Source organism: Carboxylicivirga sp. M1479 (genome assembly GCF_007097485.1).
In the GTDB taxonomy this organism is placed as follows: Bacteria; Bacteroidota; Bacteroidia; order Bacteroidales; family Marinilabiliaceae; genus Carboxylicivirga.
In genome coordinates this window covers 90,787-107,068 of the sequence record NZ_VKDE01000001.1, presented here as the reverse complement: position 1 = coordinate 107,068, position 16,282 = coordinate 90,787, and the positions used below count along the sequence as shown (strand labels likewise).

At 38.7% G+C, this 16,282-nt stretch carries 15 protein-coding genes; 7 read left to right on the top strand and 8 right to left on the bottom strand.

All coding sequences use genetic code 11. The annotated features are described in order from the left end of the window. Positions 1 to 41: 41 nt before the first annotated feature. Both FNN09_RS00495 and FNN09_RS00490 read right to left on the bottom strand, forming a co-directional pair. A complete protein-coding gene (locus tag FNN09_RS00495; RefSeq protein WP_143299505.1) occupies positions 42 to 698 on the bottom strand; it encodes a type II CAAX prenyl endopeptidase Rce1 family protein in 657 nt (218 codons plus the stop codon). Between the two features lie 53 nt (positions 699 to 751). Further along, positions 752 to 1,171 carry a hypothetical protein gene (locus tag FNN09_RS00490; RefSeq protein ID WP_143299504.1) on the bottom strand — a complete coding sequence of 140 codons (420 nt, stop codon included), beginning with the start codon at positions 1,169 to 1,171 and terminating at the stop codon, positions 752 to 754. A gap of 322 nt (positions 1,172 to 1,493) precedes the next feature. Here FNN09_RS00490 and FNN09_RS00485 point away from each other — a divergent pair, with 322 nt between their 5' ends. Then, a complete protein-coding gene (locus FNN09_RS00485; RefSeq protein WP_143299503.1) occupies positions 1,494 to 2,708 on the top strand; it encodes a dipeptidase in 1,215 nt (404 codons plus the stop codon). Between the two features lie 626 nt (positions 2,709 to 3,334). Here FNN09_RS00485 and FNN09_RS00480 read toward each other — a convergent pair. After that, positions 3,335 to 4,258 carry an SPOR domain-containing protein gene (locus FNN09_RS00480; RefSeq protein WP_143299502.1) on the bottom strand — a complete coding sequence of 308 codons (924 nt, stop codon included), beginning with the start codon at positions 4,256 to 4,258 and terminating at the stop codon, positions 3,335 to 3,337. Positions 4,259 to 4,690: 432 nt separating this feature from the next. On the opposite strand from FNN09_RS00480, the gene galE reads away from it, so the two are divergent. The 5 genes from galE (at position 4,691) to FNN09_RS00455 (ending at position 10,337) form a co-directional block, all read left to right on the top strand. After that, on the top strand, positions 4,691 to 5,719 hold the full coding sequence (galE, locus tag FNN09_RS00475; RefSeq protein WP_143299501.1) for a UDP-glucose 4-epimerase GalE: 1,029 nt from the start codon (positions 4,691 to 4,693) through the stop codon (positions 5,717 to 5,719). 493 nt (positions 5,720 to 6,212) lie between these two features. Continuing rightward, a complete protein-coding gene (locus FNN09_RS00470) occupies positions 6,213 to 6,590 on the top strand; it encodes an HU family DNA-binding protein (protein ID WP_143299500.1) in 378 nt (125 codons plus the stop codon). A 134-nt stretch (positions 6,591 to 6,724) separates the two neighbouring features. After that, positions 6,725 to 7,093, top strand: coding sequence for a DUF5684 domain-containing protein (locus tag FNN09_RS00465; RefSeq protein ID WP_143299499.1), 369 nt, complete (start codon positions 6,725 to 6,727; stop codon positions 7,091 to 7,093). Between the two features lie 117 nt (positions 7,094 to 7,210). Then, a complete protein-coding gene (rfbB, locus tag FNN09_RS00460) occupies positions 7,211 to 8,263 on the top strand; it encodes a dTDP-glucose 4,6-dehydratase (RefSeq protein ID WP_143299498.1) in 1,053 nt (350 codons plus the stop codon). 256 nt (positions 8,264 to 8,519) lie between these two features. Further along, complete coding sequence (locus FNN09_RS00455; RefSeq protein WP_143299497.1) at positions 8,520 to 10,337, top strand: methyl-accepting chemotaxis protein; 1,818 nt, start codon at positions 8,520 to 8,522, stop codon at positions 10,335 to 10,337. 495 nt (positions 10,338 to 10,832) lie between these two features. Here FNN09_RS00455 and FNN09_RS00450 read toward each other — a convergent pair whose 3' ends face one another. From FNN09_RS00450 to FNN09_RS00435, 4 genes are all read right to left on the bottom strand, one after another. Continuing rightward, a complete protein-coding gene (locus tag FNN09_RS00450) occupies positions 10,833 to 11,231 on the bottom strand; it encodes a rhodanese-like domain-containing protein (protein WP_143299496.1) in 399 nt (132 codons plus the stop codon). Positions 11,232 to 11,338: 107 nt separating this feature from the next. Further along, positions 11,339 to 12,733: an LPP20 family lipoprotein gene (locus FNN09_RS00445; RefSeq protein ID WP_143299495.1), complete on the bottom strand. Its 1,395-nt coding sequence runs from the start codon at positions 12,731 to 12,733 to the stop codon at positions 11,339 to 11,341. A gap of 13 nt (positions 12,734 to 12,746) precedes the next feature. After that, positions 12,747 to 13,211 (bottom strand): regulatory protein RecX, encoded by a 465-nt coding sequence (locus FNN09_RS00440; protein ID WP_143299494.1) that lies wholly within the window; start codon positions 13,209 to 13,211, stop codon positions 12,747 to 12,749. 66 nt (positions 13,212 to 13,277) lie between these two features. After that, complete coding sequence (locus FNN09_RS00435; RefSeq protein ID WP_143299493.1) at positions 13,278 to 14,645, bottom strand: NAD-dependent succinate-semialdehyde dehydrogenase; 1,368 nt, start codon at positions 14,643 to 14,645, stop codon at positions 13,278 to 13,280. Between the two features lie 100 nt (positions 14,646 to 14,745). On the opposite strand from FNN09_RS00435, the gene FNN09_RS00430 reads away from it, so the two are divergent. After that, positions 14,746 to 15,813, top strand: coding sequence for an acyloxyacyl hydrolase (locus FNN09_RS00430; RefSeq protein ID WP_143299492.1), 1,068 nt, complete (start codon positions 14,746 to 14,748; stop codon positions 15,811 to 15,813). Here FNN09_RS00430 and FNN09_RS00425 read toward each other — a convergent pair. Then, complete coding sequence (locus tag FNN09_RS00425; protein WP_143299491.1) at positions 15,810 to 16,262, bottom strand: DUF2147 domain-containing protein; 453 nt, start codon at positions 16,260 to 16,262, stop codon at positions 15,810 to 15,812. The genes FNN09_RS00430 and FNN09_RS00425 overlap by 4 nt on opposite strands. Between the last annotated feature and the right edge of the window lie 20 nt (positions 16,263 to 16,282).

Genomic DNA, 16,282 nt, shown 5'->3' with positions numbered 1-16,282 from the left:
TCAATTCAAATGAGATCCTTTCCTACTTTGCTACACTATTGTTAATGCAGATACTTAATTAGCAAAGGTATGCACACAACTAAATTGTTAAAAGCATGCAGTATTATGCTGTAGACGACACCATATTTCATACGGGCAAATGAGCAAACATAACCAAGTACGATTTGCGGCACTGTTAACACAGGAAATATGAGATACATCCACCAATAGACCTCTGTGAAATTAGAAATATGCAAAAAGCCAAATGCAATAACCAAGAAGTGCATCAAGCACTTAAAAGGTAATTGTTTAGCAATACATATGAAGGGAGCCACTAAATAGATAAGAATGCAAATAGGTATACTTTGCAAATAAAGTTCATAACCATAGGCAGAGCCAAGTGTATATTTAATTCCGTAAGTAAGAAAAAACGATAGAGCAATACTAATATTTAGCCTGGTGGGCACTAAAGGCCAACGAAAAATCAGCTCCTCAACAATGGGAGCTATAAAAACTGCTCCAAACATAAATTTCAAAGGATCTTCAATATTTTGAAAAGCATGGGTGGGTAAAGCATCCACAAATTTCAAAACAATAAATGGAATGGAAAGAGGTATGCACCATGCTATGTGCAATAGATAAAGCTTAAATAGCCCTTTTATAGTTACCGATTCCCTCGAATAGCTTCCTGTTTTTATAAATTCAATAAGCTCTTTCATCCTTAAAAATTCACAGCAAAGGTTCGCAAATTACAAAATAGCAGGATGCATTATCAAGCTTGTTCCGCATCAAGACCTCGGGCTAAGCGCATGGTTTTACGAAGTGGACCGAACACTAGCAAAAGTGATAAACCAGCTAAGAAAAGATCAATTTTCTCGCTTGATATAACGTAACGTAGCAACAGCAGCCAATACACCAGCAAAAACCACAATTGCTTTTGCAAACTATAGTCAATTTGTTTGACAATACGTTGCAAACTCCATTTCATATCCATCAATCGACCAAGCCTACGATGGCAATAAAAAGAAATAATTAAAGAAAGAACGAGTGCAGTATACAGTAGAATCGTATTCAAACTCGGATGCAACTGACTTAAGAACTGTGCCAGTGAGCTTTTAAAATACAAAGTAATAAGGCTTCCAACAACGAATAGTATGGAAACTACCCACGTGTTTTTATAGGCATTCTTCATTAATCAAGTAGGTTATTAGGTTTAGTACTAACAATTATCAAATATGCCCGCTTACATCTGATTTATCAATGTTACAACTACACCTGTTAAATAGCCGATGTAATAAACCCCAGCCAAACAGGCAGCAATAATAATTAAAATTCTATAAGCAAGTTTAATTTGATTATTCATCATGTAAACTTATCAAAACATTTTTAATTATAGATATTATCATCCGTAAAATCGTCTATCCTTGGCTACAAAATGTAATAGAGGTAATGAATAAGTAATAACTATTTGATCAAAAATATTATCACTATTTTGTAATCCTAAATCTACACACATGAGTATTACCAAAACACTTACACTTTTGCTATTGGGCACTTTGTACCTACAAGCGTGCCAGCTAAAACCACTTGATGCTGCCAAAGTACACGAGCAGGCCATTACCATCGACACCCATTGCGATACCCCCATGCGTTTTTTGCGTCAATCATTCGACATTGGTAAAACACACGAAGCACCAGGTAGCAGAGTTGACCTACCAAGAATGAAAGAAGGCGGATTAGACGCCATGTTCTTTGCCATTTTTACCAGTCAGCGACAGCGAACGGATGAGAACTACGCTCTGGCCTACCAAATGGCGCACCAGATGTTGGACTCTACCGAACGAGCTTTGACCTTAAACGATGATATTGCCTCTTTAGCTCTTCGTGCTGATGACGTATTAGCGATTGAAAAAGAAGGAAAGAGGGCTATTTATCTGGGTATGGAAAATGGCTTTCCCTTGAATAAAGATATTAAGCGGGTGGAGGAGTTTTACAACAGAGGCATTCGCTATGTAACATTGGCACACACAAAAAACAACGATATCTGCGACTCATCAACTGATAAAGAGGGTCCAGAACACAATGGCCTAAGTAACTATGGCGAAGAAGTGCTGAAAGAAATGAATAGACTGGGCATACTGGTGGATGTATCCCACATATCGGACAAAGCTTTTTACGATGTATTGGATAAAAGCACTGCACCAATCTTCGCCTCTCACTCATCGGTACGTTCACTGTGCAATCACCCTCGCAATATGGATGACGACATGATTAAAGCCCTGGCACGCAAAGGAGGCGTTATTCAAATATGCATATTGGGAGCATACATACAAGAAGAAGATACCACATCGCTAAACTATGTAAAAAAGGAAGAGTTGAGATTGAAATATAATAACTGGACCTATGCTTCGGACGAAGAGAGAAAAAAAGCCTGGGGCGAGTGGCGCGAGATAAACACTAAGTACCCGCCCGTATTACCAAGCATTGCTGATGCTGTTAACCACATTGATTACGTGGTAAATCTGGTAGGAATTGATTATGTAGGCATTGGTTCAGACTTTGATGGCGGTGGCGGTTTAAGCGACTGTGTTGATGTGGCCGATTTTCCGAAAATTACAGAAGAATTAATAAAGCGAGGATACACCCAAAAGGATATCAACAAAATATGGGGAGGTAACTTTTTACGTGTTTTTAAAGCAGTAGAAGAAGCTGCCGAAAAAACAATTTAACCAATATTAAGCACAGAGCTAAAGGAGAAAGTTAAAGGATTAGAATCAAAAATGTGTTTATCTGGAAACGAAGATTCTAGACAAGCTCATAGGCACTTTTCGAAACAATAAGCTTAAGGTTACAGACAACAAATACTCCGTCTGTGTGCTTTGCGTCCTCTGCGGTAAAAACTAATTTTAAGATTGAACCACAGAGCATAAGAAGAACACAGAGGAATTTCATTCAAAACATCAATAAAACTTGTTTAGAAATGAAACCAAGGTAAAGATTCAACAGCATTACTAAGACTTAGCTTAACTCCAAAAACACGCACCCCTCTGCGTGCTTTGCGCCCTCTGCGGTAAAAGCAAATTTTATGATTTAACCACAGAGTAAAAGAAGGGCACAGAGAAGTTTCATTCAAAACATCAATGAAACTTGTTTAGAACTAAAGCCAAGGTAAAGATTCAACAGCATTACTAGAACTCAATCATAATTCCAAAAACATATACTCCCTCTGGGTGCTTTGGGCCCTCTGCGGTAAAATGCATTTTTGCCCTAAAGCAGACATCCAAGGCGTGCCTATAAAAAAAGGCTGCTTCAGAATTTCTGAGCAGCCTTTATATCTAATGTAATACTTCTCTTTTTAATGCTGTGTTAATACCCACACCGTTTTAAAATCCTCCATTTTGCGGTATTGATTCAACTCCGAAATAGCGGCTGTTTTATCGGCATAACCATTAATGGCCACGCGGTAACGCTTATTCGGACTAGGCAAAACAAAAGCCTTATCCTCGCCCATCTCTTGCACAATATTTAAAAAACGTTGCGCCTGGTCTGCAGTTTTAAAACTTCCGGCAATGAGGTAATAACTATTTTTAATAACAGGCGTCGTTTCTTCTATTGCTTGCTGCACCTCATCAACGCTAACTTCTTTGGTCGCTTCTACTGCTCTATCAGCACTGCTTGGCATTACAAACGACATGGTATTGGCTTCTACCAATTTATTGTTTCGAAGTGGATTATCTAATGATTGCGAAATAACAAACAAACCAACCACCATAGCTACCGATGCAGCTATTTGCTTTAATCCAACTGGCTGCAACAATCGGCGTACAGTTTGATTCTCACTAACCGGCTTTGACATGGCCACAACAGGCGCAAACTGAAATGAGCTCAATCCAAAAGCCTCTGTTTGATAACTCTCAGAGTTATCGGCCACAAATTGCAAGTAACCCAAGGCATCTTTCTTTAGGCTTCCTACCTTTTCTATGTTGGCCATTTGTCCTTGATTCACCTCTTCGGTAATCATTGCCACAAACTCCTCCACCATAATTTTTGCTTTGCCATAACTAATACCGTTGGCTTGTCCTAGGGTACTTATCAGCAAACCATCGTTGTGCGACAAACTTCTGTTAAAACCAATCTCTTTAGTAGGTGGTAAAAACAGGTTTTTATCGGTATTGATAGTCGCACTTACCGGTGTTGATACAAAGGCTCCCAAATTAGGGATGATAACACACTCGTGTGTGTACAATAGATTTGATATGTGTTTGGCAACTGTTGTCATACTTGCAAAAATAAAAAAAAGCAGGCTGAGGATATTAACTTTCTTTCAACACCTGTTGGTAAGCTGTTAACAATAGGTGTATAAGATGTGTACTAATGTCTACTTTAACGTTATTAGCGATGCTAAGTTACTAAATAACAGTATAAATTACCAATTTAGCATTGTGCATAAGTTATTAGATGCTTTGTTAGTAACTCCCAATATAACAGCATTAAAAACGGTATTTCCTAGTAACTCAATAAAAGCAAGCACTTATCAAGCTCTTTTTTAAAACACTTTACTCACCATAAACTGCAAGCAAACATCTTAATAAAAGTACTTTTAACTTTTATTAAGGCCCTGAAATACAAATAAGCCCTATTAATAGAGTTGGTATTGCGAACGATTTATTACTTTTACAGCTCGTTTAACGACAAAGTAAAAGCTACACTAATGGCAAAGCAAATTTTAGTAACCGGCGGAACTGGTTACATCGGTTCACACACCGTAGTAGAATTACAGGAAAAAGGATTTGAAGTTGTAATTGTTGACAACTTATCAAATTCACAAATTGAGGTATTGGATAAAATTGAACAGATTACCGGCATACGTCCAGCCTTTGAAGAGTTTGATTTATCGGAAAGAGAACTAACTGATGCTTTCTTTCAAAAGTACCCGAACATCGATGCAATCATCCACTTTGCTGCCTTTAAGGCCGTAGGTGAATCGGTAGCTAAACCTTTGGAGTACTACCGCAACAACATGGGCTCATTAATGAACCTGCTGGAGTGCATGAATAAATATAACGTTCCTCACATGGTTTTCTCATCATCGTGCACCGTATACGGTCAGCCCGATGTGTTACCTGTGACTGAGCAAACACCACGCAAAGAAGCAGAATCGCCATACGGCAACACTAAAGCCATTTGCGAAGACATTATGCGCGATTACACCAAGTCTAACGAAAACGTAAACTGCATTGCTTTAAGGTACTTTAACCCAATTGGAGCACATCCAACAGCACTAATTGGCGAGCTACCAGTGGGTGTGCCAAACAACCTTGTACCATTTATTACACAAACAGCTGCCGGCTTACGCAATGAGCTAAGCATTTTTGGCGATGACTACGATACTGAAGACGGTACTGCCATTCGCGATTACATTAACGTGGTTGACCTGGCTAAAGCACACGTGGTAGCCATTGACCGTATGTTGGGCGGAAAAAGCAAAGCCAATTACGAATATTTTAACGTAGGAACCGGAGCCGGTTACTCGGTAATGCAATTGGTTAAAGCCTTTATTAAGGTAAACGAGGTAGATCTTAAGTACAAGATTGTACCGCGTCGCGAAGGTGATATCGAGAAAATTTGGGCCGATACCACTTATGGCAACAACGAGCTAGGTTGGAAAGCCGAAAAAACACTGGAAGAAACCCTAGCTTCGGCATGGGCCTGGGAAAAGAATGTAAGAGGAATTAAATAAGCCATATGCAATGGCAAAGGAAGTGGCAATACAACACTAGATTTTATCGCCACCTCTGAATAATTTCTTTATCAAAATATATTAAAGCTGTCAATTAAAATTGGCAGCTTTTTTTGTTTTTATCCCCCTATAAAAAGCCAGTCTGCTACTACTCAGGCAAAACAAATAGTGTTTTAAACAGATATTTACATGATTTGTATATGCCTATATTTTAAACCCTTACACCCCTCCGATTTTATCACCTATTACTTTTCAATTTATCACCTGAGATAAATTGATTTGTCTCAGGTGTATTTTCATTTTATAACAGGTGACAAATTAATTTGTAACAGGTCACTTTTTAGTTTGTGATGCCTTACAAACTAAAAACTAAGCCTTACACATCAATTAGAACAAACTCATAGAGAACATAACATTTGTCATATGCACTTTTGTATGCGGATCATATCTTTGATTTAACAATTAAAATAATGCAACCAAACCTTTAAAAGATATGAATTACAAAGTTCTACCGAAGAAAAATCCGGCTAAACCGGAGAGTCAGCCAAAGTATTATGGATCTATTGTACGACCAGAGAACATAAGTTTAGAAAAGCTAGCTAAACGCATTGCTGAGGTATCGCCCGTAAACGAGCTTGATACGGAAACAGTATTAGTGGCTTTTACACGCATTTTACCTGAGTTTTTAACCGAAGGGGCAACAGTTGAATTAGGCAATCTGGGTTACTTGCGCGTAAGCTTGAGTTCTGAGGGTGTTGAAATTGAAGAAGATTTTCAGAGTAAACACATTAAAGGAAATAAAGTACGCTTTCAGCCCAGCGTTAAAGTCAAAGACGCCATGAAGAATGTCAAATACACAAAAGTGAAATAAACATGTTTAATGTGCATTATTTTAGCAGGACAATCATTTGATTGTCCTGTTTTTGTTTAAATTCACGCAACTATTACTAAATATTAAAGTATAACAACACTAACTTATTTCAAACTATTAAAAATTTCACACACATGGAAGAATTAGGATTATTTGGCGGCATAGCTTATATGGCTATAATCGTTTTGGTTATTGCAGCATTATGGAAAGTATTTGAGAAAGCAGGCAAACCAGGTTGGGCGTGCATTGTTCCAATTTACAACATCATCGTTTTATTAGAAATTGTAGGCAAACCAGTATGGTGGCTATTCTTAATGCTAATTCCTGGTGTTGGGATAATTCTTGCAATATGGTCAACTAACTTATTATCAAAGAGCTTTGGCCAAGGCGTTGGCTATACCTTGGGTTTACTCTTGCTACCAGTTGTCTTCTACCCTATTTTAGGTTTTGGCGATGCAAAGTACGAAGGACCTGCAGGTGCACCGCAAGTGGCAGCTGTTTAAGTAAAACAACTTTACAATATTCGAAAAGCCTCACTTCACTTGTGAGGCTTTTTTTGTTACTTTGCCCTAAACAAACTCAGTACCTTGGCGTATATGCGTTTTATAAATAGCTGAAAGATGAAAAAGATATTGATTACTGGTGGAGCTGGATTTATAGGCTCACACGTTGTTCGTTTATTTGTTAATAATTATCCTAATTACCACATTTATAATTTGGATGCCTTAACCTACGCCGGCAACCTGGAGAATCTGAAAGACCTTGAATCAAAACCTAATTATTCATTTATCAAAGCAGATATAACCGATGCCGATAAAATGGATGCCTTATTTGCCGAACATACTTTTGATGGTGTGATTCATTTGGCAGCTGAGTCGCATGTTGATCGTTCCATTTCTGATCCATTGGCGTTTATCAAGACTAACATCTTGGGTACTGTTAACCTGCTTAATGCTGCCAAAACAGTGTGGAAAGATAGCATGGATGATAAACTGTTTTACCACATCTCAACCGATGAAGTGTATGGCTCATTAGGTGCCGAGGGCTTGTTTACCGAAACAACAGCTTACGACCCACGCAGTCCTTATTCATCATCCAAAGCCAGTTCCGATCATTTGGTACGTGCCTATCATCATACTTATGGGATGCCTGTGGTTATTTCCAACTGCTCCAATAACTATGGTCCTAACCAATTTCCTGAGAAGCTAATTCCCCTATCGATAAACAATATTAAGCACAATAAACCCATACCTATTTACGGTAAGGGCGATAACATACGCGATTGGTTATATGTACATGACCATGCCCGTGCCATTGACATGATTTACCACAAGGGAAGCAATGGTGAAACCTATAACATTGGTGGCATTAACGAGTGGACCAACATTGACCTGATCCATCAGTTGTGTAAAGTAATGGATAAAAAGCTTGGGCGCGAAGAGGGTGAATCGGCAAAACTCATCACTTTTGTTAAAGACCGAGCGGGGCACGACATGCGTTACGCCATCGACTCATCAAAATTGATGGATGAATTAGGATGGAAACCATCGCTCCAATTTGAAGAAGGCATTGAACTTACTGTTGATTGGTATTTAGCTAACAAAGAATGGCTCGACAACATCTTATCGGGCGATTACGAAAAATATTATAACAACCAGTATAACGAACGATAAAACAGAGGGGCACAAGTAATATGTGCCCTTTTTATTTATTACGCTCGTTGAATTTCAGCTAATTAACCACAGGGCATATCTAAAAAAAACAATTACAAATACACAACTATTTAGCTTCACTTGCGTATTATTCACTTTCTGTAAAGGTTGAATTGGGAAATCTTGTAACTTCAAGTAGACCTATCTTTTACATAAAATAGGGGAATTTGAAAGTGTTTAATTAATTCTGGATTTCACCAGATAAAAAGTATGTTGTATGCAACTAAGAAGCATTCAGTCCAAAATTCTATTGTCTTTTGGAATAGTCGTATTTACAGTAATCGCGGCTATTAGCCTAACGTTTTACTACACCATTAGCAACACCTTAACGGAAGACATTAGAAAGCAGCAACTACACACCTTTATAGAGGCAGCACAAAGCGATTTTACAATCACTTTTGAAAAAGCCATTGAAACATCAAAGGTTTTGGCATCGGACCCGAGCCTTTTAAAGTGGTTTAACGAAGGTGAAACAGATGATGAATTAAAGGGGCACGCCCTAAACAAGCTCGATGCCATTGTAAACGAATTTGGCTATTTTACCATTTTCGCCATAAATGGAATAACCAACAACTACTGGACACAAGGCCATCAACTATCTGATGTAGTTTCAAGTGATGACCCAGACGACACTTGGTTTTTTGAGTTGATGAAAGGCAAGCAAAAGGTTGTTAACATGATTGATTTCAACCGAGAATTGAACGAAACAGCTTTATTTATTGATGTTCTAATGGGGGATGTAAATAATCCTATTGGTATTGCTGGCGTAGGACTGAATCCAACTGAAATGATTCAGGAGCTAAATAAAAAACGTTTTAGCGAAAATAGCTATATGTGTATCATCGATGAATTTGGTAAGATTAACCTCGCACAAAACGCCAACGATGTCTCGAAACAGGTTTCTGAAGTAATAAGCGAACAGGCGGCCGAAACCATATTAAAATCAACAGATAAAGGCCTAATCAGTAAGCACACAATCAACAACGAAGCATTTGAGATAGCCTATATGAATATAGGTGATACGGGGCATAAAACAGTACTTCTAGTTCCAACTAATGAGTTGGTAATTATGCTCCACCCAATTCGTAACTTTTCATTTGTTATAGGCATTATATTTATGATTTTTGCCTTAGCAATGGCCTATTTTATATCGCGCTCATTGGCGAATCCTATATTAAGGCTCAACCAGGTTGTCCGCAACCTTTCCAAAGGCGACTTAAGCACTCATATTGAAACGTCATTAACAACACGTCAGGATGAAATTGGCCAGCTAGCCTATACGTTTGAACAGATGACAAGCAAAATTTCAGATGTCATCATTCAAGCCAAGCAAACAGCATCTCATATTTCAGAGGGAGGCACCAAACTTACTAAATCGGCCAATGAATTATCGAGTCGATCGATGCAACAAGCCACTTCAACCGAGGAGGTATCTGCATCCATGGAGGAAATGGGTGCCAACATCAGTCAGAATGCTGACAACTCCAATCAAACGGAGCAACTTATGTCGCAAGCTTATAAAGATACCAGCAACGGAGGCGAGATAGTAAAGCAAGCGGTTGATGGCATTAAACTGATTGCCGAAAAAGTGCAAATTATCGAAGAGATTGCCATGCAAACCAACATCCTATCACTTAATGCAGCTGTTGAAGCTGCTCGTGCAGGTGAAGAAGGTAGAGGCTTTGCAGTGGTTGCTGCCGAGGTACGCAAACTTGCAGAACGCAGTCGTGAATCGGCCAACGAAATTAGCGAAAAAGCAACTACAGGAGTCGACATTGCCATTAAAGCAGGTGAGATTTTCGAGAACTTAGTTCCTGATATACAAAAGGCTTATAATCTGGTTGCGGATATTTCAGCAGCTTCGCTAGAGCAGAACGAAGGCTCTAAACAAGTAAACAAGGCCATATTAGAACTGGACAATGTATCTCAGGGTAATGCTGCTGCTGCTGATAATATCTCAGCATTAACAGACTCGTTCTACAAAGAAATTACTAAGTTAAATGATGTAATTGGCTTTTTTAAAGTCAAGGAATAAGACTCATATAGAGCTCTTTACTTTTTGGAAAGAGCTCTATATTATACCGATTACGAATCAAAAACGATTGATGAAAAATTAATCTGTGATTCTGTTTCGGCATAAACCTCCCGTTATTCGGGACAAGCTATGATATAAGCAAAATGCTTTATCAATAATTTTGTTATTCATTTGGTATTAACCCGAGTTCGACATAAAATTTATTGCTCAGATCGCTTATAAATATTGAGTTTCAAGGACTATTTGTGAAGGCATAACTAGTCCCGATTTTTCGGGAGCGGGCTTCCGCTTAACGCGGAACAAGTAATGTCGAACGAATATGACGTAGAAAATCGATGTTTATAAGTGGATACATTAACCTTTTCATTAAATAATCAATCTACTGCTCTAAATTTAATCTCCATCCCGAGAGTTTCGGGATGCCTCAAGAATTTAGATTGTATATCAATCACTTAATAAAATCTGAGCTCTTAAATTTTAATCGAACTCGGGTTATTACTTCTCTAACAAAGGTTTATCATCCAATGGTAAGCCATTACGCCGCCAACTAATTAAGCCACCTTTTAATTCATAAACATTGGTATAACCCAGGCTATCTAATATTTCTACAGCAGGTCCCGAGCGCAATTCTTTTTCGCAGTACACAAAAATAGTATCACTTCTATCCACTTTTTTCACCACTCGCTTTAAGTCTTCTTTAGTGGCAGCTAATATTGATCTATCAAGTCGATACCGCTGATATTTGGCCATTGGGCGCACATCCAAAATAAGTGCTTCAGGGTGCTTTTGACTAAGGGAATAAAACAACTTTGCACTAACTCGCTGTGAACTCTGCGCTTGAGCCAACAGGCCAAACACCATAATTAAACCCGAAAGTAACAATAGCTTCTTCATTCGAACATGTTTTATTTAATACATCACGTACGCTGTAACCAACACAATGTTACTAAAAAACCCGAAGCGATTACTCACCTCGGGTCTTAAGGTATATTGTATTTACATTACATATCCACTTGCTCCAATCGGGGTTCTATATTCTTTTTAAAAGCCTCAATTAATTTCAGTCTGGTATCTTTCAAAGCATATTCGAAATTACCTGGTCGCATACCTCTTATACCGGTTAAGTTATCAGCAAATACTTCCGTTTGCGAGTTAACATCTTTAATAGCGATACTGAAGTCTGCAAACACAGTGAATACCGAGTAACCATCACCTTTTCGCTCGTCACCTGAGATGAAATTTGAATTTATTTTCACCACAAAATCAGCCTCCTCCATATTGGTAGTAAAAGTGAAAAAGTTTTCGTTAAGTTCAGTTTTTACCATGGCTGTAAAAGCCCCTTTGTCGTCCAAATTACCAAACACCTTTTCTTCACTAAGTAAATATGCTTTTGACTTAAGCACCTCAATAGCAATACCTACTGTTGGCATTTGCTTTTCAGGAAAAAATATCTGAAGCAATCGCAACACTTCTTCATCCGTTTCTGACTCGGCAACATGGCTAAAATCAAAACTGGCGGTTATCTCTTGCATTTTTCGCTTTGATATTAAACGTGTAATAGAAACAGAAGTATAACCCTGGTTATTGGTTTTGCTTTGAGATGACAAAACACCTTCGCCTTTCGTAAAGTTATAGGTTAGTGGAAATCCGCTCAATGGTCGTTTATCACCATTAACTCCAATAAAGGAGGCGTTAAGCCCAATTGGAATCTCCATTTTTTTTGAGAATTGAATTTGATATTTTGATTGTACTGGACTTAGCTCAATGCGCCTAAACACATCTTGTATGGTACTAAAAATCTCTGTACCCACATTATAAGTACCATCAACGGTTTTGTAAGTCAAGTCATCCTCTAAATGATCTTGCAGGCTTATTGCACCTTTAGCAAGGTAGTTTAAGGCCGAAAAGGCATCGTAATTGGCAATCGCTTTCTTGGCATCAGACAAGTACGAGCCAGCCATCATTTTGGCTTTATCCAACTTCATTTTTTGAGCGGTGGCATACTTCTGCTTCGATAGGCGCGTCATCACCCAATATTCTTTCCGATTCTCCCATGTAAGCACCTCATATCCCTCAAGCGTTTGCTCCACTGAAGCTTGGATTTTTGACTCGTAGGCTTCTTTGTATTCGCTATCAGTTTCGATCTTTTGCAATACCGAATTGGACGAAATATTAACCTTTATTTCGCTACTCATCTGCTTAAGGGCGGCTCCTCGAGCCATTTGACGGTACTCAACTGCACTACCATATTTTGGCACGCTTGCAATACCCATATAATAGGATGAGTCACTGGGGCGCTGCTTTACCCAAGCGGGTTTTTTCTTTGCCTCGGCCCCAAAAGATAAAAGTAAAAAGGCCGTTATGGCCAGCAGGGTAATGTTTGTTAGTTTCTTCATATTACAAAATGCTTCAGGTTATGTTGTTCAGTAATTGATCAATCGTTCGGAAAACCAAATCAGACTCATAACCTCGTGATTGAGCAAAGCGTGCTAAAGCCGCTTTTGTTTGCCATTGGTCTTTATTTTTGATTTGCCGCTTTTTACTATGCAATAATTCTGCCAATTTTTCTTTATAGGCACCTTCATCCAATTGCTCCAAGGCATCGTCTATTACGCTTGATGCTACACCCTTTCCGCGCAACTGAAAACTGATTTTAATACGTCCCCAACCATTGAACATGAATTTATCGCGCACGTAATACACAGCAAAACGCTTGTCGTCAATAAATTTCTCGTGCACCAGGTACTCAATACCTTTTTCCACCTCCTCTTCGCTCAATTCCCAAGCTACTAACTTTTTTCGAATATCTGCTGAACAGTATTCTTGGCGCGAACATAACGCAGCGGCCTTATTCACCGCTTTTCGATAATCCATACAGTTGCTATTACATCACTAATAAATAGTAGGCAGAACCATAAATTCTAAACTTATGGTAGCCCCTTACTTAATGTAAACGCCTTTTACATTCATAAATTCCTTCATCCCATAATGTGACAATTCACGACCATAGCCACTTTCTTTTACTCCACCAAAAGGCAGGCGCGGGTCTGATTTCACAAAGTCGTTAACAAAACAACATCCAGCCTCTAGTTCTTGCTCAGCAATTCGCTGTCCGCGTTCAACATTACGGGTAAACACCGCTGCTCCCAAACCAAAAACAGTATCATTAGCAATATGGATGGCCTCAGCCTCATTACGCGCTCTAATTAAAGATGCAACAGGACCAAAAAGTTCCTCATGGTAGGCAACCATTCCAGGTTTCACATCACCCAATACCGTAGCAGGATAAAAAGCACCATCACGCTTAGGAATATATCCGCCTGTTAACAGCTTAGCACCCTTGTTAATACTATTTTCAACTTGTCGATGTATGTCTTCCCTGAATTTATAACGCGCCATAGGCCCCATCTTCTTCCCTTCATCAAACGGATCTCCCAAAGTAATCTCCCGCATCCTATCGGTAAACTTCGTTGCAAATTCATCATAAACCTCATCGAGGATTATAAAACGCTTGGCCCCAATGCAGCTTTGCCCGGTATTAAGTATGCGACCTGCCACACAAGCATCAACTGCTGCATCAATATCAGCATCTTCTAGAATTAGATAAGGATCACTTCCGCCCAATTCAAGCACACATTTTTTTAGATGCTTGCCTGCCGTTGCAGCCACCGCCTTACCAGCTGGAGTACTACCCGTTAAAGTAACAGCTTTAACACGTTTATCACCAATAATTTTCTCCACCTTACTACTTCGTACTAACAGCGTTCGAAACACATCAGCAGGAAAGCCGGCTTCAACAAATACATTTTCAATGGCTAAAGCACAACCCGGCACATTAGAAGCATGCTTTAACAGACCAGTATTACCGGCCATTAAAGTTGGTGCTGCAAAACGAAACACTTGCCACAAAGGAAAATTCCAGGGCATTATAGCTAATACAGGCCCTATTGGCTGCATTGAAGCATAGGATAGCTGAGCCTCCGTTTCAATCATTTCATTTTTTAAGAAATCAGCTCCATTATCGGCATAATATTCACATACTTTGGCACATTTTTCAACTTCAGCACGGGCTTCAACAATATTCTTACCCATCTCCACCGTTATATTAAAGGCTAATCCCTCTTGTTTTTCTCGAAGAATTCCAGCGGCATTTCGCAACAACTTAGCTCTTCTTTCAACAGATTCTTTTCGCCATTGCATAAAGGCTTTATAATTGGATTCTAAAGCATTATCAATCTCATCGGAATGAAACTCCTCATACTCTCTTATAATTTCTCCGGTAGCCGGATTTATACTTTTTAAATACATTTTTCTGCTATTAAGTGATCATTTAAAAATACGCTGAAAAAAATGAACCAAAAAAGATTTTTGTCGGGAAATTAAGCGTTTTATGTCTTAACTTGTTCTGATGAGTATGCCCCACCATCATCGTCATCTAGTTGTATGGCTTGCCATACTCCTTTTTATTTGCCAATTGGGCATTGGGCAAACGAACCAATCCGAATCACCAACTTTTTACGGGTTATCCATCTACTACGGGCAGTTTCAAGTGCATACCAAATCATTGTATCCATACAATGGCACCCATCCTTATGGTGCAGAGCTGGAAATAAGCCAGTTGCTTTTAAAGGATAATATCCGTGAAAAGTTTGGCACTTTTATTAAATGGGGCATTGGCTTTAATTATGTGAATTTTGAACATGACGATTTAGGATTTGCCATTAGCTCCGTAGCTTACGTTGAGCCATTTATAAAAACACGAGGCAAGTGGAGGTACTCAATAAAGCTTGGTGGCGGCATCGCCTACATGAGTAATCCGTATGATGCAATTAGTAATCCACAAAATCTTACCTATAGTACCAACTTTGCCTTTCCACTATATGGCGGCATAAGTATTTATCATTTTATTAATAAGCAATTTGCGATTAAAGCCAGCGCCTCATTCCAACACATTTCAAACGGAGGTATTAAACAGCCTAACCTTGGCATAAATTACCCGGTTATAGCTATAGCCACCGAGTTCACCAACAACTCTTACATAATACCGCCAAGAAAAAGACTTTCGAAATTCAATAAGGAAAAACGAATTGAGGTCCTTTTAGGGTATTCGGCCAAAGAAGACACTACCAATACAAATAATCAACAAGTGCTTACAATTATTGCTAATAGAAGTTGGCAGGTATCCCGCATAAACTCAATAACTGGCAGTATATTGGTCGAATATCAGCAAAATGTAATTGATCCTAAATTATGGAGTATCGCTCCTTTAGTTGGTAACGAATTTATTTTTGGGCAATTACTTTTCGGGCAACAGATTGGCGCCTATGTTTTAAAAGGTAGCTCGGCCAGCAATACGGTGCTGCAAAACTATTATTTACGTTATAAAATAAACTCCCGTCTAATAGCAGGAGTTAATTTAAAGGCTCACGGTAAAGTGGCCGATTATCTTTCAGTGCAAGTGGGATTTATTTTCTAAACATCTCCCAATACTCGTGTCCAATTAACTTTTTTACCAATAAGAGAGAATCCAATGTATCCTTTCACATTCAACTTATTAGGATTTCCATCAAACCACATGTAGCACTTGTAAGTATTTCCACTTTTAGGATCGTAAATAGTACCATCACTCCACTCCGCTTCATCCTCGTCGTACTTGAAGTTTTTCAACATCTCAAGTCCCTTAATTTTTCTAGTCTTAAGTTCACTATCGGGATTATGCTTGTCTAATTTTTCTGTTCCATCTTCTTCGATTGGGTTTTTCAACCAAATAATTTGTCCAGTGAAACCACCATCTTCATTCTGAGTTATCTCTACTTTAGAGTCTCCATCTTGAGTTAACCAGGTACCAACTATTTTAGTTTGCTTCTGACCAAACGAAGCAATCGAGAGCAAAATAAAAGCAAAACTTAACAGGTATTTCTTCATCATCCAACTATTACAATAAA